Origin of the sequence: Bacillus sp. FSL W7-1034 (genome assembly GCF_038593365.1) — a bacterium.
In the GTDB taxonomy this organism is placed as follows: domain Bacteria; phylum Bacillota; class Bacilli; order Bacillales; family Bacillaceae; genus Bacillus; species Bacillus altitudinis.
The window spans coordinates 2,243,228-2,263,132 of sequence record NZ_CP151989.1 but is presented as its reverse complement, the minus strand read 5'-3'; the positions used below and the strand labels follow the sequence as shown (position 1 = coordinate 2,263,132).

Annotated in this window: 25 protein-coding genes; 22 read left to right on the top strand and 3 right to left on the bottom strand. The window is 42.3% G+C overall.

What is annotated here, in order from left to right:
* Positions 1-182 precede the first annotated feature (182 nt).
* The 3 genes from gcvT to gcvPB are packed head-to-tail and all read left to right on the top strand — an operon-like array spanning position 183 to position 4,096.
* Positions 183-1,280 (top strand): glycine cleavage system aminomethyltransferase GcvT, encoded by a 1,098-nt coding sequence (gcvT, locus tag NST73_RS11605; RefSeq protein ID WP_072367814.1) that lies wholly within the window; start codon positions 183-185, stop codon positions 1,278-1,280.
* Positions 1,281-1,296: 16 nt separating this feature from the next.
* Entirely contained in the window at positions 1,297-2,643 is a 1,347-nt protein-coding gene (gcvPA, locus tag NST73_RS11600) for an aminomethyl-transferring glycine dehydrogenase subunit GcvPA (RefSeq protein ID WP_024718851.1), read from the top strand.
* A complete protein-coding gene (gene gcvPB / locus NST73_RS11595; RefSeq protein ID WP_024718852.1) occupies positions 2,636-4,096 on the top strand; it encodes an aminomethyl-transferring glycine dehydrogenase subunit GcvPB in 1,461 nt (486 codons plus the stop codon). Before gcvPA ends, gcvPB begins: the two co-directional genes overlap by 8 nt.
* Positions 4,097-4,135: 39 nt before the next feature.
* Here gcvPB and NST73_RS11590 read toward each other — a convergent pair whose 3' ends face one another.
* Positions 4,136-4,516, bottom strand: coding sequence for a rhodanese-like domain-containing protein (locus tag NST73_RS11590; RefSeq protein ID WP_024718853.1), 381 nt, complete (start codon positions 4,514-4,516; stop codon positions 4,136-4,138).
* Between the two features lie 219 nt (positions 4,517-4,735).
* On the opposite strand from NST73_RS11590, the gene NST73_RS11585 reads away from it, so the two are divergent.
* The 3 genes from NST73_RS11585 to NST73_RS11575 all read left to right on the top strand — a co-directional run bounded on the left by NST73_RS11585 (position 4,736) and on the right by NST73_RS11575 (position 7,273).
* Positions 4,736-5,572 carry a biotin/lipoate A/B protein ligase family protein gene (locus NST73_RS11585; protein ID WP_017357972.1) on the top strand — a complete coding sequence of 279 codons (837 nt, stop codon included), beginning with the start codon at positions 4,736-4,738 and terminating at the stop codon, positions 5,570-5,572.
* Between the two features lie 85 nt (positions 5,573-5,657).
* Positions 5,658-6,092: a transcriptional regulator MntR gene (gene mntR, locus NST73_RS11580; protein WP_003215946.1), complete on the top strand. Its 435-nt coding sequence runs from the start codon at positions 5,658-5,660 to the stop codon at positions 6,090-6,092.
* Positions 6,093-6,397: 305 nt separating this feature from the next.
* Positions 6,398-7,273: a patatin-like phospholipase family protein gene (locus tag NST73_RS11575; RefSeq protein WP_041091753.1), complete on the top strand. Its 876-nt coding sequence runs from the start codon at positions 6,398-6,400 to the stop codon at positions 7,271-7,273.
* On the opposite strand, the gene NST73_RS11570 is transcribed toward NST73_RS11575, so the two are convergent.
* Both NST73_RS11570 and NST73_RS11565 read right to left on the bottom strand, forming a co-directional pair.
* Positions 7,270-7,665 (bottom strand): SA1362 family protein, encoded by a 396-nt coding sequence (locus tag NST73_RS11570; RefSeq protein ID WP_024422959.1) that lies wholly within the window; start codon positions 7,663-7,665, stop codon positions 7,270-7,272. The two genes, NST73_RS11575 and NST73_RS11570, sit on opposite strands and share 4 nt — an antisense overlap.
* Before the next feature lie 38 nt (positions 7,666-7,703).
* Positions 7,704-8,660, bottom strand: coding sequence for a DUF1385 domain-containing protein (locus tag NST73_RS11565; RefSeq protein WP_144679356.1), 957 nt, complete (start codon positions 8,658-8,660; stop codon positions 7,704-7,706).
* A 221-nt stretch (positions 8,661-8,881) separates the two neighbouring features.
* Here NST73_RS11565 and NST73_RS11560 point away from each other — a divergent pair, with 221 nt between their 5' ends.
* The 16 genes from NST73_RS11560 to NST73_RS11485 all read left to right on the top strand — a co-directional run bounded on the left by NST73_RS11560 (position 8,882) and on the right by NST73_RS11485 (position 19,821).
* Entirely contained in the window at positions 8,882-9,409 is a 528-nt protein-coding gene (locus tag NST73_RS11560; protein WP_057079319.1) for a YqhR family membrane protein, read from the top strand.
* 111 nt (positions 9,410-9,520) lie between these two features.
* On the top strand, positions 9,521-9,964 hold the full coding sequence (aroQ, locus tag NST73_RS11555; RefSeq protein ID WP_144679358.1) for a type II 3-dehydroquinate dehydratase: 444 nt from the start codon (positions 9,521-9,523) through the stop codon (positions 9,962-9,964).
* A complete protein-coding gene (locus NST73_RS11550; protein WP_007501193.1) occupies positions 9,961-11,022 on the top strand; it encodes a Xaa-Pro peptidase family protein in 1,062 nt (353 codons plus the stop codon). Before aroQ ends, NST73_RS11550 begins: the two co-directional genes overlap by 4 nt.
* A gap of 25 nt (positions 11,023-11,047) precedes the next feature.
* Positions 11,048-11,605, top strand: coding sequence for an elongation factor P (efp, locus tag NST73_RS11545; RefSeq protein ID WP_007501192.1), 558 nt, complete (start codon positions 11,048-11,050; stop codon positions 11,603-11,605).
* Positions 11,606-11,778: 173 nt separating this feature from the next.
* Positions 11,779-12,060: a YqhV family protein gene (locus NST73_RS11540; RefSeq protein WP_039165991.1), complete on the top strand. Its 282-nt coding sequence runs from the start codon at positions 11,779-11,781 to the stop codon at positions 12,058-12,060.
* A 66-nt stretch (positions 12,061-12,126) separates the two neighbouring features.
* Complete coding sequence (gene spoIIIAA / locus NST73_RS11535) at positions 12,127-13,050, top strand: stage III sporulation protein AA (protein WP_024718857.1); 924 nt, start codon at positions 12,127-12,129, stop codon at positions 13,048-13,050.
* On the top strand, positions 13,044-13,559 hold the full coding sequence (gene spoIIIAB / locus NST73_RS11530; protein WP_007501189.1) for a stage III sporulation protein SpoIIIAB: 516 nt from the start codon (positions 13,044-13,046) through the stop codon (positions 13,557-13,559). The genes spoIIIAA and spoIIIAB overlap by 7 nt, the downstream gene beginning before the upstream one ends.
* Before the next feature lie 19 nt (positions 13,560-13,578).
* Positions 13,579-13,785, top strand: coding sequence for a stage III sporulation protein AC (gene spoIIIAC, locus NST73_RS11525; protein ID WP_003153142.1), 207 nt, complete (start codon positions 13,579-13,581; stop codon positions 13,783-13,785).
* Complete coding sequence (gene spoIIIAD, locus NST73_RS11520; protein WP_087978339.1) at positions 13,782-14,195, top strand: stage III sporulation protein AD; 414 nt, start codon at positions 13,782-13,784, stop codon at positions 14,193-14,195. Before spoIIIAC ends, spoIIIAD begins: the two co-directional genes overlap by 4 nt.
* A gap of 64 nt (positions 14,196-14,259) precedes the next feature.
* The gene (gene spoIIIAE, locus NST73_RS11515) at positions 14,260-15,408 is read left to right on the top strand and encodes a stage III sporulation protein AE (RefSeq protein WP_230677075.1); all 1,149 of its coding nucleotides are present in this window, start codon (positions 14,260-14,262) and stop codon (positions 15,406-15,408) included.
* A gap of 14 nt (positions 15,409-15,422) precedes the next feature.
* On the top strand, positions 15,423-16,055 hold the full coding sequence (gene spoIIIAF, locus NST73_RS11510; protein WP_024718859.1) for a stage III sporulation protein AF: 633 nt from the start codon (positions 15,423-15,425) through the stop codon (positions 16,053-16,055).
* Positions 16,048-16,719, top strand: a complete 672-nt coding sequence (gene spoIIIAG, locus NST73_RS11505) for a stage III sporulation protein AG (RefSeq protein WP_035390787.1) — start codon at positions 16,048-16,050, stop codon at positions 16,717-16,719. The genes spoIIIAF and spoIIIAG overlap by 8 nt, the downstream gene beginning before the upstream one ends.
* Positions 16,719-17,351: a SpoIIIAH-like family protein gene (locus tag NST73_RS11500; protein ID WP_024718861.1), complete on the top strand. Its 633-nt coding sequence runs from the start codon at positions 16,719-16,721 to the stop codon at positions 17,349-17,351. The genes spoIIIAG and NST73_RS11500 overlap by 1 nt, the downstream gene beginning before the upstream one ends.
* A 193-nt stretch (positions 17,352-17,544) precedes the next feature.
* Positions 17,545-18,027, top strand: coding sequence for an acetyl-CoA carboxylase biotin carboxyl carrier protein (gene accB / locus NST73_RS11495; protein WP_041506969.1), 483 nt, complete (start codon positions 17,545-17,547; stop codon positions 18,025-18,027).
* Positions 18,028-18,038: 11 nt separating this feature from the next.
* On the top strand, positions 18,039-19,388 hold the full coding sequence (gene accC, locus NST73_RS11490; RefSeq protein ID WP_024718863.1) for an acetyl-CoA carboxylase biotin carboxylase subunit: 1,350 nt from the start codon (positions 18,039-18,041) through the stop codon (positions 19,386-19,388).
* Positions 19,389-19,413: 25 nt separating this feature from the next.
* Positions 19,414-19,821, top strand: coding sequence for an Asp23/Gls24 family envelope stress response protein (locus NST73_RS11485; protein ID WP_017357965.1), 408 nt, complete (start codon positions 19,414-19,416; stop codon positions 19,819-19,821).
* The last annotated feature ends 84 nt before the right edge of the window (positions 19,822-19,905 follow it).

The window sequence follows — 19,905 nt, the reverse complement described above, 5'->3', positions numbered from 1 at the left end:
CGTAGCGATTTTTAGCAAACCACCAAAGGGGAAAACGCACAATGATGTTGTGCTGTAAACTTTCAGGTGCAAGGACAGAGACTTCTTTTTGATAAAAGGGAGCGCTCTGTCCTTTTTTGCTGTGATTTTTTTCTGAAAATTCAGCTTGTGATGCACTGTAAGAAAAAAGGGGGAAACGATTGATGTTGAAACGAACACCGCTTTTTCATGCGTATGAAACGTTTGGCGCAAAAACCATTGACTTCGGGGGCTGGGAATTACCTGTCCAATTTTCTTCCATTAAAGAAGAACATGAAGCTGTTCGAACAAAAGCAGGGCTGTTTGACGTGTCTCACATGGGTGAGGTGGAAGTCACAGGTCAGGGAGCCCTTCCTTTTTTACAAAGGTTATTAACCAATGATCTGTCAAAGCTGACAGACGGTAAGGCACTATATACAGCCATGTGTTATGAAGATGGCGGAACGGTGGATGATCTGCTTGTCTACCAAAAAGAAAAGAACAACTATTTGCTTGTGATCAATGCTTCAAATATTGAAAAAGATGTGGATTGGCTGCTGAAACATCAAGGTGAGGAAGACGTTTTCATTAAAAATGTCTCTGATCAAACCGCCTTGTTAGCCCTTCAAGGACCTCTTGCTGCTGACATCATCAAAGATGTTGCGGATGAAGAGGTAACATCACTGAAGCCATTTACGTTTTTATCAAAAGCGATAATTGCGCAAAAAGAGGTGCTTGTATCAAGAACCGGCTACACAGGAGAAGATGGCTTTGAAATCTACTGCCAGTCAGAAGATGCTGTTCACCTTTGGACCGCTTTATTAGAAGCCGGACAGCCGAAAGGACTGATCCCATGTGGACTCGGTGCACGTGACACCTTAAGATTTGAAGCAAGACTCCCGCTTTATGGCCAAGAGCTCACGAAGGATATTTCTCCTTTAGAAGGCGGCATTGGTTTTGCTGTTAAAACGGATAAAGAAGCAGATTTTATCGGAAAAGATGCACTTAAAAAACAAAAAGAAGAAGGACCGAAGCGAAAGCTTGTCGGGATTGAAATGATAGATAAGGGGATTCCGCGGACAGACTATCCGGTCTTCTCAGGAGATAAGCAGATTGGTGTAGTCACAACCGGTACACAATCTCCAACATTAAAGAAAAATATTGGGCTTGCCTTGATTGAAACATCAGAGGCGCAGCTTGGGACAGAAGTGGAAGTGCAAGTTCGCAAAAAACGTCTAAAAGCCAAAATCGTCGCCACACCATTTTATAAAAGAGCCAAATAACGAGGAGGAATAGAGGATGAAGCACAGGTATTTGCCGCAAACAGAGCAAGATCAAAAAGAAATGCTGGATGTCATCGGTGTTCAGTCAATTGATGAGCTTTTCTCAGATATCCCAGAGAAAGTCAGATTCAAAGGTGCGTACAACATCAAAGAAGCCGCATCTGAAACAGAGCTAGTGCGGGAATTGTCTCGTCTTGCTGCAAAAAATAAAGATACAGTGGCTTATGCCTCGTTTTTAGGTGCTGGTGTGTATGATCATTACCAGCCTGTGATTGTCGACCATGTGATTTCACGTTCTGAATTTTATACAGCGTACACACCTTATCAGCCTGAAATTTCTCAAGGTGAATTGCAGGCAATTTTTGAATTCCAAACAATGATTGCTGAGCTGACTGGCATGGATCTTGCCAACTCCTCGATGTATGATGGCGGAACGGCATTAGCTGAAGCGGCGATGCTGGCAGCAGGACATACAAAGAAGAAAAAGATTGTGGTATCTGAGACGGTTCATCCTGAATCAAGAGCGGTGCTGAAAACATATGCGAAAGGACAGCATATTGAAGTCGTCGAGGTACCTGCGCGAAAAGGTCAGACCGATCTAGCTGCATTAGAAGAAGCCGTCTGCGACGAAACAGCAGCGGTCCTTGTACAATACCCAAACTTCTTCGGTGTTGTTGAACCATTAAAGGACATTGAACCGATTGCACATAAAGGGAAAAGTTTATTCATCGTCTCAAGTAACCCGCTTGCACTTGGTTTACTGACACCACCAGGAAAGCTTGGGGCAGATATTGTCGTTGGTGATGCGCAGCCATTTGGCATTCCAGCTGCATTTGGCGGACCTCATTGTGGATATTTCGCTGTGACGAAAAAATTAATGCGGAAAGTGCCGGGGCGTTTAGTCGGGCAAACAGAAGACGAGAACGGTGTGCGAGGATTTGTGCTGACCCTTCAAGCGCGAGAGCAGCATATCCGAAGAGACAAAGCGACTTCAAATATTTGTTCAAACCAAGCATTAAATGCGTTAGCCGCTTCTGTTGCGATGACGGCGCTTGGGAAAACAGGTATCAAAGACATTGCCTATCAAAACGTACAAAAAGCCCATTATGCCAAGACGCAGGCAGAAAAACATGGGTTACAGGCTGAAATAGAGGGCGCTCATTTTAATGAATTTGTGTTGAAACTGAATGAACCTGTGAAAGAAGCGAATGAGCGATTGCTTAAAAAAGGAATCATCGGCGGATATGACTTGGGACGGGATTATCCAGAGCTTCAGCAGCATATGCTCGTCGCTGTGACAGAACTAAGAACAAAAGAAGAAATTGATACGTTCATCAAGGAATTGGGGGATCGTCATGAATAAACAAGATCAGCCGCTTATTTTTGAATTATCCAAAGAAGGAAGAATTGGTTACAGCCTGCCTGATTTAGACGTACCTGAGGAGAAGCTCCCAGATTTATTTGATGAAGCGTATATCCGCCATGAAGATGCGGAGCTGCCAGAGGTTTCTGAACTGGATATTATGCGTCACTACACAGCATTATCTAGGCGTAATCACGGGGTCGATTCTGGCTTTTATCCTCTAGGCTCTTGTACGATGAAATATAATCCAAAGATTAACGAAAAGGTGGCACGTCTTGCAGGTTTCTCGAACGTGCATCCACTTCAAGAGGCAGACACTGTGCAAGGTGCATTAGAGTTACTTTATGATTTAGGTGACCATTTAGAAGAAATTACAGGAATGGACGCCGTGACATTACAGCCTGCGGCAGGAGCACATGGCGAATGGACGGGGCTCATGATGATTCGTGCATACCATGAAGCAAGAGGAGATCTTAAACGAACAAAAGTCATCGTGCCTGATTCTGCTCATGGAACAAATCCCGCATCTGCAACAGTAGCAGGATTTGAAACGATTACGGTGGCATCTAATGAACATGGGCTTGTCGATTTAGACGACCTGCGCCGTGTTGTCAATGAAGAAACAGCGGCTCTCATGCTCACAAATCCAAATACACTCGGCCTTTTTGAAGAAAATATTTTAGAAATGGCTGAAATCGTCCACGGAGCAGGCGGGAAGCTTTATTATGATGGAGCGAACTTAAATGCTGTATTAAGCAGAGCAAGACCGGGGGATATGGGATTTGATGTGGTTCACTTAAATCTTCATAAAACCTTTACAGGTCCACACGGAGGAGGAGGCCCTGGTTCAGGTCCAGTTGGCGTGAAAAAGGATTTGATTCCATATTTGCCAAAGCCAGTGCTTGTGAAGAAAGAAGGTCGTTATTTCTTTGATTACGATCGTCCAGAATCTATCGGCCGTGTGAAACCGTTCTATGGGAACTTTGGTATCAATGTCAGAGCGTATGCGTATATCCGCTCTATGGGACCAGACGGCTTAAAGGCTGTAACGGATCATGCGGTGTTGAATGCAAACTATATGATGCGCCGCTTATGTGCTCATTATGATTTGCCATTTGACCGCCACTGTAAGCATGAATTTGTCCTTTCAGGTAAACGTCAAAAGAAACTAGGTGTGCGGACACTTGATATTGCCAAACGATTACTTGATTTTGGCTATCATCCGCCAACGATTTACTTCCCGCTAAATGTAGAGGAATGTATCATGATTGAACCAACTGAAACAGAATCAAAAGAAACCCTTGATGCATTTATTGAAGCGATGATTCAAATTGCAAAAGAAGCGGAAGAGAACCCAGAAATCGTACAGGAAGCACCACATACAACCGTTGTGAAACGAATGGATGAAACAAAGGCTGCACGGAATCCAGTGCTGGTTTTTGAAAGAAAATAAAAAGACTCATGGGGGCATTAGCTCCCAGAGTCTTTTTTGTTAGTTCTTTGTTTTAATGCGGCCGCCCCATTTTTTAAAGCCGCCCTTTAAATTATAAATCTCACGACAGCCATTTTTACGTAACGTTTGAGCAGCTTTTCCGCTTCTCAAATTATTTTGGCAATAGAGATAAACAGGCTTGTCAGGGCGTATTTCATTTTTGCGCTGCTTTAATTGTGAAAGGGGAATGTTTCTTGCGCCTAAAATATGTCCACCTTCAAACTCATTTGGTTCTCTCACATCAATGAGTTGGGCTTTGCGGTAACCTTTGATAAATTCTGCTTCCGTCAGCGTTTTCATTATGCGCTGCTGATAAATGTAACTGCCGATGGAATAAAGAACGAAAAGTCCACAAAGTGAGAGGACGATATAGTTGAATATTGGCAATACGACTCGACTCCTTCTTGAGCATCAGCACAGTCACCTGTCTGATGGTACGTTTTAGACAAATACTATTATAGTAAAGCAAAAGAAACTTGTCATCATAAATGGTAAGAATTATTTTCAATTCCTTCCCTATTTGATAGACTGATGAAGAGAGAAAATCGGTGGTCACCACCATTATCTAACATTGACTACGTAAAAGAGAAGGGATTTTATATGCAAAAAGAGAAATGGTGTTTCATTGATACAGGAAACCAAGACCCAGCCTTTAACATGGCCATGGACGAAGCCTTGCTTTATTGGCATAGCGAGAAGCTGATCCCGCCTGTGATCCGTTTTTATGGTTGGAATCCAGCGACATTATCTGTTGGATATTTTCAACATGTTGAAAAAGAAATCAACATGGAAGCGGTTGAGCGCTATGGTCTTGGATTTGTTCGCAGGCCTACAGGAGGCCGCGGCGTTCTTCATGATCAGGAATTGACCTACAGTGTCATCGTGTCAGAAGAGCACCCAGAGATGCCGGCGACGGTGACAGAGGCATACCGCGTCATTTCAGAAGGGATTTTAGAGGGATTTAAAGAACTGGGACTCGATGCGTATTTTGCCATTCCTCGTACAGAAAAAGAAAAAGAAAGCTTAAAAAATCCAAGATCGTCTGTATGTTTTGATGCGCCTTCATGGTACGAGCTTGTCGTAGAAGGCAGAAAAGTAGCAGGCAGTGCGCAAACAAGACAAAAAGGTGTGATCCTCCAGCATGGCTCGATCTTAATTGATCTTGATGAGGACAAATTGTTTGATTTATTTCTGTATCCAAACGACCGGGTGAGAGAGCGGATGCAGCGCAGCTTTAAAAACAAAGCGGTGGCGATCAATGAAATTTCAGATCGAACATGTACGATAGACGATGCGCGTGTTGCATTTAAACGAGGGTTTGAAAAAGGATTAAATATCGAGCTTGTGCCTTATGAGCTGACAGATGAAGAGTTGGCATTTGTTCATCACCTCGCCAAAACGAAATACGCCACAGATGATTGGAATTACAAGCGTTAAGACGAAGGACTCTTCTTGTTTTTTAATGGGCGATGGTGTAGAATTGTTATGATTATTAAGTAAAGGTGCATTTTGGAGGGGTTTTATGACTACACCTAGTATGGAAGATTATATTGAACAAATTTATATGCTGATAGAAGAAAAAGGATATGCAAGAGTATCTGATATTGCAGAAGCCCTCGCTGTCCATCCCTCCTCTGTAACAAAAATGGTTCAGAAGCTAGATAAAGATGAATACCTCATTTATGAGAAATATCGTGGTCTAATTTTAACCCCGAAAGGCAAAAAAATTGGAAAACGTCTCGTATACAGACATGAACTGCTAGAGCAATTTTTAAGAATCATTGGTGTAGATGAAGAGAAAATTTATGATGATGTAGAAGGTATTGAGCATCATCTCAGCTGGAACAGCATTGACCGCATCGGCGACCTCGTCCAATTCTTTGAAGAAAACGATGAGCGATCCGTTCAGCTGAAAGCGATTCAAAAGAAAAACGAACAAACAAATCAAGAATCTTAAGAAAAAGGACACCTGGCGAAGGGTGTCCTTTTAAATTGTTGACAAAGGGGTAAAATGTACTTTATTTTAGCTCTTTGTCTTCTTTTCAGCGTGAAAGAAAACCTTTGCAGTCTAGGAAGGACGAGCATCGGAGCGGAGCGAATTTGACATTCGTGAGCACCGGAGCGCAGGACTGACACCGAATGCGAGGGGTTGTCTACACGCTGAAAGGACACCTGGCGAAGGGTGTCCTTTTTGAATATAGTTCTAATGAAAGGCAAATGCTCCTACACTATTAATAGTGTGACAGAAAAGGGGGCTCCTTGATGAAGATAGATGGTGTGTTCTCAGGTGGAGGCATTAAGGGTGCAGCACTTGCAGGCGCCTATGAAGCGCTTGAAGCAAGAGGATTTCAATTTGTCCGTCTCGCTGGAACAAGTGCGGGAGCGATCATTGCTTCACTCATCGCAGCGGGTTTTACGAGTCAGGAGATTCGGGAGCTGTTAGACGAAATGGATGAGCATCAATTGCTTGACCGAAGGTGTCAATTCATCCCGTTTAAAATGCTCAGATGGGTGTCTATTTATTGGCGTCTTGGCCTTTACAAAGGTGACCGTCTAGAAAAATGGCTGACAGACGTGTTAAAACGAAAAGGCGTCACCGTATTCGGAGATCTGAAAAAAGATACGCTCAAAATCGTCGCTTCTGATTTAACAAATGGCAAAATCCTCGTCCTTCCAGATGACCTTCCTTCCTATGGGTTAAATCCAGAACGGTTTTCTGTTGCCAGAGCCATTCGGATGAGCTGCAGTTTGCCGTATTTTTTCGAACCTGTCAAACTGAGGTCTTCAAAAGGAATTTGTACCATCGTGGATGGCGGCGTGCTCAGCAACTTTCCGATTTGGCTTTTTGCTGAAGAGAAAAAAAGACCGTTTGTCGGTGTCACATTAACCCCAAACGAAAAAGAACGCCCTCAACATTCCATCCGCAATGCGTTTGAACTGTTTGGCGCTCTATTTGAAACGATGCGTGGTGCTCATGACGAAAGACATATTGCCACAAAACACGAACGTCATATTATTTTTATCCCTGTAGAACACGTCATTGCCACTGATTTTCATCTCATGACAGAAAAGAAAAAGGCGCTCGTCGATCTAGGCAGACAGAAGGCCGAGCAATTTTTAAAGAGCTGGACATTTTAAAATAAGGCGCGATTTTTCTTTTTGTTTTTCTTGCCTTCAATGACTGTCAAATGTGTTTGGCTTTTCTTTTTGAGAAGGACGGGCTTAGACTTGTGGTCAGTCGGCACGCTTCGCAAATGAGTGACCCGGTTTTTCATCTGGCTTTTCGTTTTTGGTTTAGGCTGCTGGTAGCGACGTTTTGATTGTTTGACTGCTTTACGATAAAGATTTCCTTCTGTTCCAGTTCTTCGATTCATCAGCCATCTAAATAAGAAAAATAGAACCGCTCCAATGATCACAACTGATAGCAGCATCGTAAAGAGTCTGCCTGGATTCGTTGTGAGTAAATACACAAATCCCAAAACACCTAAAGCGAAAATAATGGTAAAAGCAGGATGTACTCGGCGATTCATAACTGTCCACCTCCGAAAGAATTTACCGGATTTATAAACTAGATCACTTGATGAGCAGAATCTGATGCTTGTTTCGCAGATGCTTCCTCTAAACGAAGAAGTTCATTAAAACTTGCAATGGCTACCTCGACTTGATCATCAGAGGGTTCTTTTGTTGTGAGCAATTGCAGCCAAAGGCCAGGATAGCCAAGCACTTTAAGCACTGGCACGTCACGGAGTTTGTTTGTGAGCTGAAGCACTTCAAATGAAATGCCCAGAACAACCGGAATAAGCGCCAAGCGATTCAGAACTCTCACCCATAAAGGATCTGTCGGTACGAGTAAATAGACGAACATGCCGACAATGACAGTGAATAAAATAAAGCTGCTGCCGCATCGATAATGCAGGCGAGATTGGCTTTGGACATTTTCCACTGTGATGTCAAGATTCTGTTCATAGCAGTTTATGACTTTATGTTCTGCCCCATGATATTGAAATACCCTTTTAATTAAAGGGGTCATGGAAATAAAGTAAATATAGCCTAATAACAGGATCAATTTAAAGAATGTTTCCACTGCAATTTGTGCGAAGTTTCCAGAAAACACCGGACGCACAAGTTCGGCTAAAAAGACAGGCACTAAAGTAAAGACAAATTTACTAAAAAGAAGAGAGAGAACTCCGATCACAGCAATGCCAAAGATCATTGATAATTTCGAGCTTTTTTGTTCTTTTTCAAGAGAATGATCTTCAGAAGGATCTAAGTCATAGCGCTCGCTGGAGAAGTTTAAGTGCTTACTGCCGTTTGCGCTTGCTTCAACAAGTGCAGCAACACCCCTGACAAAAGGGATTTTCTTAAGAAAGGTTGTTCGTTTATTGGAGGTCCGGGGAAGCTTTAAAAACTCAATCGACTCATCCTTACGCCGAATCGCTGTCACATAGTTCTTTTCACCTCCGAACATGACACCTTCCACAACTGCCTGCCCTCCATATGCTGGAGGTTTTGTTTGATTGGACATATTTCATCAACCTGCCTGTTTCCTGTAATTTACATGCATTTCCTTATACCTTTATTGTACAGGAAAAGAGGGGAAATCACTAGCTCACAGGTCGATTATCTACTAGAATTCTATCTACCTCTTTTTAGCCAGTATACCCTGTTATAAAAATTTTACACTCTCGCACGGAAATCCTTTTTTTTCATGACATTTTGGACATACTACTTGCTGGAGGTGTTCATATGAAACGTGATGAAAAGAAAAACCAAGAAGAAAAAAATCAATCAGTACAAACGTCATCAATGGTGGCAAGGGCAGCAGCTACAGGTTTTGCCGGCGGAGTTTTTTGGGGCTTTATCGGATTTCTGACCCATATGTTTCATTTTTCAGAGGTGAGTCCAAATATGCTGTTGCAGCCATTTGTGCTTGGTGAATGGAAAAAAGGCGGACTTGGTACATTTATGAGTATTGTACTTTTAGGGATTTTATCTATTGGAGCAGCCTTTATTTATTATGGACTGCTCAAACGGATCAAAGGTTTTTGGATGGGGCTGATCTATGGCGCGATTTTATGGCTGCTTGTTTTTTATGTATTTAATCCTATATTCCCCGATGTGAAGCAAGTGCAAGATTTGCAGCAAAGCACCATTGTGACGACATTTTGCCTATATATTTTATATGGCATGTTTGTCGGATACAGTATTTCATTTGAATACAATGAATTAACGAGTCAGAAGCTTGCAAGGGCACTCGGGAAAAAGACAGAATAAAGTGTAAATCCACCATTCATATGATAAAATTATTTTTGGAAACGAAAGGTTTCTAAGGAAAAAGAAACAGACATCGATATAGAGTGAATTAGGGTGAAGGAGTGGTCATATATGCCTCATTTTCTAGTGCTGAATGGGCCCAACTTAAATAGGCTCGGCAAGAGAGAGCCAGGAGTTTATGGAAGTAAAACACTAACAAATTTAGAAACGGATTTGTTTCAGTTTGCAGAAAGAGCAAATATTCAATTGACGTTCTTTCAATCGAATCACGAGGGAGATTTGGTCGATGCGCTCCATGAAGCAGAAGATCAGTACGATGGCGTCGTGTTTAACCCGGGTGCTTTTACCCACTATAGCTATGCACTGAGAGATGCCATTGCAAGTATTACGTTACCTGTCATCGAAGTACATATCACAAATGTTCATAAGAGAGAGGAATTCCGCCATCATTCGGTTCTTGCTCCAGTATGCCAAGGTCAAATCGTTGGACTTGGTTTAGAAGGATATAAATTGGCGATTCGTTATTTAGTCAGTGAAGGGGGAGCAGTATCATGAAACTTGAAAAACTAAGAAAACTTTTAGCCGAATTAGACATAGATGGTTTAGTGATTACAAGCAGCTTTAATTTACATTATATGACGAGTTTTACTGGATCAGCCGGTCTTGCCATCGTTTCAAAGGATCGAGCCGCCTTTATTACGGATTTCCGTTACACGGAGCAAGCCAAGGATCAAGTAAAGGGTTATGACATCATTGAACATAAAGGAAACATTGTGGAAACTGCTGTCCAAACGGCAAACGAATTTGGGGTGAAACGTCTTGGTTTTGAACAAAACCATATGACGTTTGCCACCTACCAGCAGTACTCGGGGAAAGCAAGCGGTATCGAGCTTGTTCCAGTCTCAGAATCAGTTGAAAAGTTGCGCTTGATTAAGTCTAATGAAGAGATTAAGATATTAGAGGAAGCTGCGAAGATTGCAGATCATGCCTTTGATCATATTCTCACGTACATCAAGCCGGGCCTGACAGAAATTGCGGTCATGAACGAGCTTGAATTTTTCATGAGAAAAGAAGGGGCAGAAGGATCTTCATTCGATATGATTGTTGCCTCTGGCGTTCGTTCAAGCCTGCCACACGGGAGAGCGAGCGAAAAGGTGATTGAATCTGGCGACTTGGTGACACTGGATTTCGGTGCCTATTATAAAGGCTATTGTTCAGACATGACAAGAACCATTGCTGTAGGAACACCAAGCGACAAATTAAAGGAAATTTATCATATCGTATTAGAAGCAGAAAACGCTGGTGTGGATAAAATCAAGCCAGGCTTAACAGGAAAAGAAGCTGATCGCATCACACGAGACATCATTGAAAAGTATGGCTACGGTCAATACTTCGGGCATTCGACTGGACATGGGCTTGGTATGGAAGTACATGAAGCACCTGGCCTTTCCTCACGCTCAGATGTCGTGTTAGAAGAGGGAATGGTTGTGACAGTTGAACCAGGCATTTACTTGCCGGATGTCGGCGGCGTGAGAATTGAGGATGATATTGTCCTGACAGCTGACGGCAATAAACGATTGACCCACTCACCGAAAGAACTTATCATATTATGATGGTGAAATGTAGGAGGATGACAAAATGATTTCAGTAAACGATTTTCGTACAGGCCTGACAATTGAAGTGGACGGCGGTATTTGGCGTGTAGTGGATTTCCAACACGTAAAACCAGGAAAAGGCGCAGCGTTTGTCCGTTCGAAACTGCGTAACCTGCGTACAGGTGCGATTCAAGAGAAAACATTCCGTGCAGGTGAAAAAGTAGCGAAAGCTCAAATTGAAACAAAAACAATGCAATATTTATATGCAAATGGCGATCAGCATGTATTCATGGATACAAGCTCATACGAACAACTTGAACTAAGCGAAGCGCAAATCAAAGATGAGCTGAAATATTTGCTTGAAAATATGTCTGTTCAAATCGTCATGTACGGTGATGAAACACTTGGAGTAGAACTTCCAAACACTGTAGAACTAGAAGTAGTAGAAACAGAGCCTGGTATTAAAGGTGATACGACATCAGGTGGATCAAAACCTGCAAAAACAGAAACTGGTTTAATCGTGAACGTTCCTTTCTTTGTGAACCAAGGTGATAAACTAGTGATCAATACATCTGACGGTTCATACGTTTCAAGAGCGTAATGAACGGAGAGAGACTGTAAACCTCGTGTTTACAGTCTTTTTTTATTTGAAAAATAGGACGCCTCGTTATGACACCCCTTACTCTATTCTCTCATCCATCTCTCTTCCTTTTGAAAAACAAGACTACTTCTAGCTAGTGAAGCATATAGTGTAAAAAAAGCTGGAGGTTCTATATGAAACAATTTCTCCCGGGTATACACCCATCAGTCGCTGCCATGGCAGGGATGAGGTTTTTATCTGCCACGATTGAACTGACGGCCGCCATCCTCATTTTAGTAACAAATGATGTGCGTAAAGCGGTTGTCATCAATAGTATATTAGCGATCATCGGGCCGCTCATTTTTATTATTACGATGACGATTGGAATCTACCAAATTGCAGGGCAGTTATCCTATGCGAAGCTTGTGTTTATTTTCATTGGTGTCGTATTTATTCTTGTTGGAATTTATAAGTGAAATGGCTTGGCATAATTAACGGCATGCATCATACATTTTAGAGAAGAAAAAAAGGAGGGGAATTCGTTGCGGAGTTTGTTGGATATTCTCCCGCACTCAATTGGACAAGAACTCAGCATGTTAAAAGAAGCAGAGTGGGCGCAAATAGAAGAAATCCGCATTCGCACCGATCGCCCAATTGAGCTGATGCAAGGAGGAAAACCCCGCTTTCTTTCCTATTATACAACAGGTGAAGATGCGGCTCAGCTATTAGGCAGGCTCAGTAATTACAGTATGTACACACTGGAGGAAGAGTTAAAACAGGGCTATATCACCATATCTGGCGGACATCGGGTTGGGCTTGCTGGAAAGGTCATCGTCGAAAATGGATTCGTCAAAGGCTTAAGAGATATTTCTTCATTTAATATTCGTATCGCAAAAGAGAAGATCGGAATTGCTCTGCCGTTTCTCCCTTATTTATATGAAAAACATTGGTGTAACACACTGATTATAGGTCCGCCGCAAACCGGGAAAACGACATTGCTGCGTGATCTAGCACGTCTTGTCAGTACAGGAACAACAGCCATTTCTCCTAGAAAAACAGGGATTGTAGATGAACGCTCTGAAATCGCAGGTTGTATAAGAGGAGTGCCGCAGCATTCTTTTGGGCACCGGATTGATGTACTTGATGCGTGCCCAAAGGCTGAAGGATTAATGATGATGATCAGATCCATGAGCCCAGAAGTCATCATTGTCGATGAAATCGGAAAAAGTGAAGATGTACAGGCACTGTTAGAAGCAATCCATGCTGGAGTCACCATTATCGTCTCAGCTCATGGGTATTCTCTTGAAGACTTATCTAAACGGCCATCATTTGAACCGTTATGGCAGCTTCGTGTGTTTGATCGATATGTGGAATTAAATAGAGAAAAAGGGCCTGGCACGATCGGACGGATATTTGACCAAGAGGGACAAGAGCTGAAGCGGAGGCGGGGAGTGGACGTATGTTAAAGCTTATTGGTGCTATTTTCATTGTTGCGGCTACGACATGGGGAGGATTCGAGTTTGCGAAGCGGTACAGTGATCGGCCAAAGCAAATCCGCCAGCTCCGGTTTGCACTCCAATCTCTTGAAGCTGAAATTATGTATGGTCAAACACCTTTAGCTAGAGCCGCTGACCAAATTGCGTCCCAAGTAGGACCGCCTGTGAATCGGCTATTTGAACAATTTGCAGAAAAACTCAACGTCGGAACCTTTTCTGCGAGGCATGCATGGAATGAAAGTCTAGAGGATGTATGGAAAAAAACCGTATTAAAAAAAGGCGAATATGAGGCGCTGAAGCACTTTGGAGAAACCCTTGGTCAGCATGATGTGACGGCTCAGCAAAAATATATCAAGCTAGCTTTAGGCCATTTGGAATCAGAGGAAAAAGAAGCTGAAGTTGCCCAAGCGAAAAATGAAAAAATGGTGAGAAGTCTTGGTTTTCTAAGTGGGTTACTACTGATTCTGTTATTGATGTGAGAGGAAGGGAGTCGAGAGCATGGGCGTTGATGTAAACGTCATTTTCCAAATTGCGGGAGTGGGTATCGTCGTGGCTTTTCTCCATACGATTTTAGATCAAATGGGGAAAAAAGAGTACGCACAGTGGGTCACACTGCTTGGATTTATCTACATTTTATTTATGGTTGCTACCATTGTGGATGATTTGTTTAAGAAGATTAAAGCCGTATTTCTATTTCAAGGATAGGGGAGGGCTTACAAATCGAAATTATTCAAATTGTTGGACTTGGTTTAATCGCTACTTTTCTAGCATTAATCGTCAAAGAACAAAAGCCAACCTTTGCCTTTATGCTTGTTGTGTTTACTGGGTGTGTCATTTTCCTTTATTTAATCGATCAAATCTATGCCATTATCTCCATGATTGAAAAAATTGCAGCAAGTGCAGGCGTCAATATGAAATACGTTGAAACCATTTTGAAAATCATTGGCATTGCCTATATTGCAGAATTTGGAGCCCAGCTTACAAAGGATGCGGGCCAAGGCGCCATCGCTTCAAAAATAGAGCTTGGCGGCAAGATTCTTATTTTGGTCATGGCGGTACCGATTTTAACGGTCATCATTGAGACGATCCTAGGTATGATCCCGTCCATGACTTGATGGAAAAGAGGTGATGATGATGAAACGGGTGACAGCTGTGCTGGGGTTTATGATGTTCTTTTGGATGATCGTTCCGTATGCAGGTGCAGAAGAAAGTGTGCCTTTATCAAGTGAAGAACCGGTCGCAGAAGAAGTTGCGGGTGGACAGGCTGATGCCTTAGAGCTTCATTCTATCAGTGACTTTTGGGAAACGATATTGGACGAGTATGGTGGCTTTCTGCCTGAAAGCCAAAAAGGTACTGTGAAGGAAATGATTGATGGCGATAAAGAGCTGTCTCCCCAAACGTGGCTGAAGGCTTTTGTTCATTATCTGTTTCATGAGCTGATTGCCAATGGAAAGCTCTTAGGCACACTTATATTACTCACCATCTTTTGTTCGCTTTTACAGCTTTTGCAAAATGCGTTTGAACAAAGCACTGTTAGTAAAGTTGCATACGCTCTTGTTTATATGGTGCTTATTATTATTGCATTAAACAGTTTTCATGTTGCGATCTCTTATGCAACAGAAGCCATTCAAACAATGACTAGTTTTATTCTTGCTCTTATTCCTCTTTTATTAGCACTTATTGCCTCATCAGGCGGGCTTGTCTCAGCCGGATTCTTTCATCCTGTGATTTTGTTTTTAATGAACACGAGCGGTGTTTTTATTCAATATGTCGTTCTTCCGCTCATCTTTTTATCAGCGATCTTGAGCATAGTCAGTACATTGACCGAACAATACAAAGTGACCCAGCTTGCCCAGCTGTTAAGAAATGTCGCCATTGGCGGGCTCGCTGTTTTTTTAACTGTATTCCTCGGCGTCATTTCTGTACAGGGGGCATCTGCTGCTATCACTGATGGAATCGCTCTTCGCACAGCCAAGTTTATTACCGGAAATTTCATCCCTGTCCTTGGCAGAATGTTTACTGATGCGACAGATACCGTTATCAGCGCCTCTGTGCTGCTGAAAAATACGGTTGGCCTTGTAGGCGTCGCCATTTTGATTTCAATTGCGGCTTTCCCAGCGATTAAAGTGCTGTCGCTCGCTCTGATTTATAAACTGGCCGCTGCGATTCTTCAGCCCTTAGGGGGCGGGCCGATTATTAGCTGCCTTGATGTCATTTCAAAAAGTGTTCTTTATATATTTGCTGCATTAGCTGTTGTATCGCTTATGTTCTTTTTAAGCATTACCGTTATCATCACAGCTGGCAACCTCACCATGATGATGAAGTAAGGAGGGGACACCATTTGAGTTTTCTCACAGAATGGATCACAAGTATTATCCTATTTATTTTATTTGCGATTGTGATTGATCTTTTGCTTCCCAATTCAAGCATGCAGAAGTATGCAAAAATGGTCGTCAGCTTATTGTTAATTGTCGTGATGCTCAATCCGATCTTTGCGTTATTCCGGGCAGATCCGGACCAAATTTTCTCAGAAATCATGAAAGGGAAGGACCAAGCGCAATCAGAAGAAATAAAAAATCAGATGAATTTAGAAAAAAAAGAAATACAAGCTTCACAGCGTGCATATATTTTAAAGCAAATGGCTGTCCAACTAGAAAAAAGCGCAAAGGAGCCACTGGAGAAGGAGAGCTATGAAATGAAACACGTAGAAGTGTTGGCAGATGAGGAGCACCTTGATCAGAATATGGAGGCAGATCAATTTCGCATCAAAGCAGTCCTTGTCCCGCTCACAGGTGATGCTGTAGAAACGGTGGCAAAGGTCGACATTGATCTCTCCAGGCAAAAGGAGGAAAGCGCCGAGACGTCAGCAAAAGAGATGGCGAGGGTGAAAGAGACGCTTGCAGATGTTTGGAATACACGGCCTGAACACATTGCGCTCAACATTGAGGGAGGTGACGCAGCAGATCATGAATAACAAGGACTGGAGACAAAAACTGAAATCAATGTTCCAAGCACCTGAAAAAGGTGAAGGGAAACCAAAATTAACGAAGCACCATTACTTACTACTTGTCTTCATCATCGGCGTGTCATTCATGTTAGTCAGTCAAATTCTGTCACCGCCATCAAGTAAACAAGAGGCTGCTGTTCCTGCGTCTAAAAAAACATCCTCAGAAGAGCAGGCGGTGTTCAAACCATCCTCTTCAGGTAAGTCAAACAACTCGATAGAGGATGTTGAACAAGAATACGAAAATCAGCTGAAAGAGATTTTAGAAACGATCATTGGTGTTGAGGATGTATCCATCGTGGTAAATGTAGACGCAACTTCTTTAAAAGTGTTTGAAAAAAACAAATCCAATAAAAGCACTACGACCGAGGAAACAGACAAAGAAGGCGGCGTGCGAAGTGTCACGGATCAAACAAAAGAAGAAGAGATTGTCATTATTAAAAATGGCAATGAAGAAACACCTGTTGTTGTCCAAACGAAAAAGCCAGACATTCGAGGTGTCCTCGTTGTTGCTCAAGGAGTAGACAACGTTCAAATAAAGAAAACCATCATTGAAGCGGTTACACGAGTGCTTGATGTACCGAGCCATAGAGTGGCTGTTGCCCCTAAAAAAATCAAGGAGGATTCGGAATGATGTTAAAAAAACAAACGGTTTGGCTATTAACGATGCTAAGTTTAGTTGTCGTATTAAGTGTGTACTATATCATGTCCCCACAAGGTGAGAATGCTGTGACAGTAGAAGATACAAAATCAAAAGGAATGGAAGAGAAAAAGGCTGAGCCAGAAAAAGGGACTGATAAAGGAACCGAAAAGAACGCAGAAGAGAAATCAACTGACAAAGAAACCAATGCGAAACAAGAAGATGTTGAAACAAGTGGAGAAGAAGGAAAGGCTGTATCAGAGCAGACCGACGATGAACTTTTCACAACCTACAGACTTGAACTGGAAGATAAGCGCAGCAAGCAGCGTGAAGAGTATAACGAAATCGTGTCTAGCGATGATGCAACAGCGCAAGAAAAAAGTGAAGCTTATGATCAAATGACAGCGCTTAGTGAGGCCGAAGGAACAGAGCGTCAGCTGGAGACATTAATCAAAACAAAAGGGTATAAAGATGCGCTCGTCAGTGCAGAAGGAGATAAAGTGAACATCACGGTTCGTTCTGATAAAAAATCAAAGTCCCAAGCAGCAGATATTATTGATTTGGTCACAAAAGAAATGAGAGGGCTTGATAACGTAGCCGTCACTTTTGAGCCATCGAATCAATAAAAATGCACAAGCGCCCTTTTCTGAAAAGGGCGTTTTTTCATGCGGGTTGACGCCCTTTTTCAGGTGCTTGCGCGAGGTGTCTCATCACATTAATAGTTGAATTCAACGAAATCCTCCTGTAAGATGGTTATAGTATGTACTTTTAGTACTAGCCTATAAAAAAAGATAAATCCATACATAGGGGTGCAAATCCATGTTAAAAATTGAAGAGATTCATGAACTGATTAAATTAATTGACGAATCAACAATTGATGAATTTACGTACGAAAATGAAGGCGCAAAAATCAAGTTAAAGAAAAATAAAGAAGTCGTTCAGCAAGTTGCGGCACAAGCACCAGTGGCTCCTGTCCAAGCAGCTCCAGCTCAACAAGCTCCTAAAGCACAAGCTCCAGCTCAGACCGAAGCCCCTGCACAAGAGGAAACTGCGTCTGAAAACCTGCATAAAATCACATCCCCAATGGTTGGCACATTTTACGCTTCTTCTTCACCAGAAGCAGATCCATATGTGACAACAGGTTCTAAAGTGAAGGAAAACTCAGTTGTATGTATCGTTGAAGCGATGAAACTGTTTAATGAAATCGAAGCAGAAGTAAAAGGCGAAATCGTCGAAGTATTAGCTGAAAACGGTCAGCTTGTAGAATTCGGACAACCCCTCTTTCTAGTGAAAGCAGAGTAAGGAGTACGATCATGATTAAAAAGCTATTAATTGCAAACAGAGGAGAAATCGCAGTTAGAATCATCCGTGCTTGTAAAGAGCTTGGAATTGAAACAGTTGCGGTATTTTCTGAAGCGGATCGTGATGCGCTGCATGTTCAAATGGCTGATGAAGCATATTGCATCGGACCGACTGCTTCAAAAGATAGTTATTTAAATGTGACAAATATTGTCAGTGTCGCAAAACTAACAGGTACTGATGCCATCCATCCAGGATATGGTTTCCTTGCTGAAAATGCAGACTTTGCAGAGCTTTGCGAGGAATGTAATGTCATCTTTGTTGGACCAACTGCGTCAGCAATTTCCAAAATGGGAACGAAAGATGTGGCAAGAGAAACAATGAAGCAAGCTGGAGTTCCAATTGTCCCTGGTTCTCAAGGAATTGTAAAAGATCTTGATGATGCTGTTTCAACAGCAGCTAGTATTGGGTATCCTGTCATTATTAAAGCAACTGCAGGCGGCGGTGGTAAAGGTATCCGTGTGGCTCGCACAGAAGAAGAGCTCATTAACGGTGTCACCATCACGCAGCAGGAAGCAGCACAAAACTTCGGGAACCCAGGTGTCTATTTGGAGAAATTCATTGAAGACTTTAGACACGTTGAAATTCAAGTCCTTGCTGATCAGCATGGGAATACCATTCACTTAGGTGAACGTGATTGTTCTATCCAAAGAAGAATGCAAAAGCTTCTGGAAGAAACGCCATCACCTGCACTAAATGCAGATATTCGTGAGCAAATGGGTGAAGCTGCCGTAAAAGCAGCCGAAGCTGTTGAATACACAGGTGCCGGAACGGTTGAATTCATTTACGATTATAATGAAGAGAAGTTTTACTTCATGGAAATGAATACACGTATCCAAGTAGAGCATCCTGTAACGGAAATGGTTACTGGTGTTGATTTGATCAAAGAACAGATCAAAGTAGCTTCAGGTGAAAAGCTTTCCCTTACGCAAGAGGATGTCGTATACGAAGGCTGGGCGATTGAATGTCGTATTAACGCAGAGAACCCTGAGAAAAATTTCATGCCTTCTGCTGGTGAAATTAAAATGTACCTTCCGCCAGGCGGTTTAGGAGTACGTATTGATTCTGCCGCTTACCCTGGTTATGTGATTCCGCCATATTACGATAGTATGATTGCGAAAGTGATCACATATGGTAAAACGAGAGAAGAAGCAATTGCAAGAATGAAACGTGCGCTTCAAGAATTCGTCATTGAAGGAGTCTACACAACGATTCCATTCCACCTCAGATTACTAGAGCACGAAACATTTGTGAGCGGTAATTTTAATACGAAGTTTTTAGAAACGTATCAAATTATGAAATAATAACAGCTTTCGGAGGTGAATGATCGTGTCAGAAAACAATTTGCTTGAAATGAACCTTGATGAAGATCAATTGGGAAAAGTGCAAATTGCGCCAGAAGTGATTGAAGTCATTGCTGGGATCGCTGCATCAGAGGTCGAAGGAATTGCGGAAATGCGCGGCAACTTCGCTGCTGATGTGGCAGAACGCTTTGGGAAGAAAAATCACCGTAAAGGTGTGAAAGTAGATGTCTCTGATGAAGGCATCACAATTGATGTGTATTGTGTGGTTGAATTTGGCCTATCCATTCCAAAGGTATCCACTGCTGTTCAAGAAAATATCCGTCAAACCCTTTTAAACATGACGGCCTTAACGATTAATGAAATCAACATTCATGTCGTTGGCATTCAATTTGATACAAAAACAGCTGAAGCTGAAGTTGATCAAGAAATGTAAAAAGGGTTGAAGTGAAACCAAGGAGGCATTGCCTCTTTGGTTTTTTAAAGCCCATTTTTGGGAAAATTCCGCATGATGATTACG

Excerpts from the sequence above, each read along its gene's own strand:
- gcvT (WP_072367814.1), top strand. The coding sequence starts at position 183 with ATGTTGAAACGAACACCGCTTTTTCATGCGTATGAAACGTTTGGCGCA.
- gcvPA (WP_024718851.1), top strand. The coding sequence starts at position 1,297 with ATGAAGCACAGGTATTTGCCGCAAACAGAGCAAGATCAAAAAGAAATG.
- gcvPB (WP_024718852.1), top strand. The coding sequence starts at position 2,636 with ATGAATAAACAAGATCAGCCGCTTATTTTTGAATTATCCAAAGAAGGA.
- NST73_RS11585 (WP_017357972.1), top strand. The coding sequence starts at position 4,736 with ATGCAAAAAGAGAAATGGTGTTTCATTGATACAGGAAACCAAGACCCA.
- mntR (WP_003215946.1), top strand. The coding sequence starts at position 5,658 with ATGACTACACCTAGTATGGAAGATTATATTGAACAAATTTATATGCTG.
- NST73_RS11575 (WP_041091753.1), top strand. The coding sequence starts at position 6,398 with ATGAAGATAGATGGTGTGTTCTCAGGTGGAGGCATTAAGGGTGCAGCA.
- NST73_RS11570 (WP_024422959.1), bottom strand. The coding sequence starts at position 7,665 with ATGAATCGCCGAGTACATCCTGCTTTTACCATTATTTTCGCTTTAGGT.
- NST73_RS11565 (WP_144679356.1), bottom strand. The coding sequence starts at position 8,660 with ATGTCCAATCAAACAAAACCTCCAGCATATGGAGGGCAGGCAGTTGTG.
- NST73_RS11560 (WP_057079319.1), top strand. The coding sequence starts at position 8,882 with ATGAAACGTGATGAAAAGAAAAACCAAGAAGAAAAAAATCAATCAGTA.
- aroQ (WP_144679358.1), top strand. The coding sequence starts at position 9,521 with ATGCCTCATTTTCTAGTGCTGAATGGGCCCAACTTAAATAGGCTCGGC.
- NST73_RS11550 (WP_007501193.1), top strand. The coding sequence starts at position 9,961 with ATGAAACTTGAAAAACTAAGAAAACTTTTAGCCGAATTAGACATAGAT.
- efp (WP_007501192.1), top strand. The coding sequence starts at position 11,048 with ATGATTTCAGTAAACGATTTTCGTACAGGCCTGACAATTGAAGTGGAC.
- NST73_RS11540 (WP_039165991.1), top strand. The coding sequence starts at position 11,779 with ATGAAACAATTTCTCCCGGGTATACACCCATCAGTCGCTGCCATGGCA.
- spoIIIAB (WP_007501189.1), top strand. The coding sequence starts at position 13,044 with ATGTTAAAGCTTATTGGTGCTATTTTCATTGTTGCGGCTACGACATGG.
- spoIIIAC (WP_003153142.1), top strand. The coding sequence starts at position 13,579 with ATGGGCGTTGATGTAAACGTCATTTTCCAAATTGCGGGAGTGGGTATC.
- spoIIIAE (WP_230677075.1), top strand. The coding sequence starts at position 14,260 with ATGATCGTTCCGTATGCAGGTGCAGAAGAAAGTGTGCCTTTATCAAGT.
- spoIIIAG (WP_035390787.1), top strand. The coding sequence starts at position 16,048 with ATGAATAACAAGGACTGGAGACAAAAACTGAAATCAATGTTCCAAGCA.
- NST73_RS11500 (WP_024718861.1), top strand. The coding sequence starts at position 16,719 with ATGTTAAAAAAACAAACGGTTTGGCTATTAACGATGCTAAGTTTAGTT.
- accB (WP_041506969.1), top strand. The coding sequence starts at position 17,545 with ATGTTAAAAATTGAAGAGATTCATGAACTGATTAAATTAATTGACGAA.
- accC (WP_024718863.1), top strand. The coding sequence starts at position 18,039 with ATGATTAAAAAGCTATTAATTGCAAACAGAGGAGAAATCGCAGTTAGA.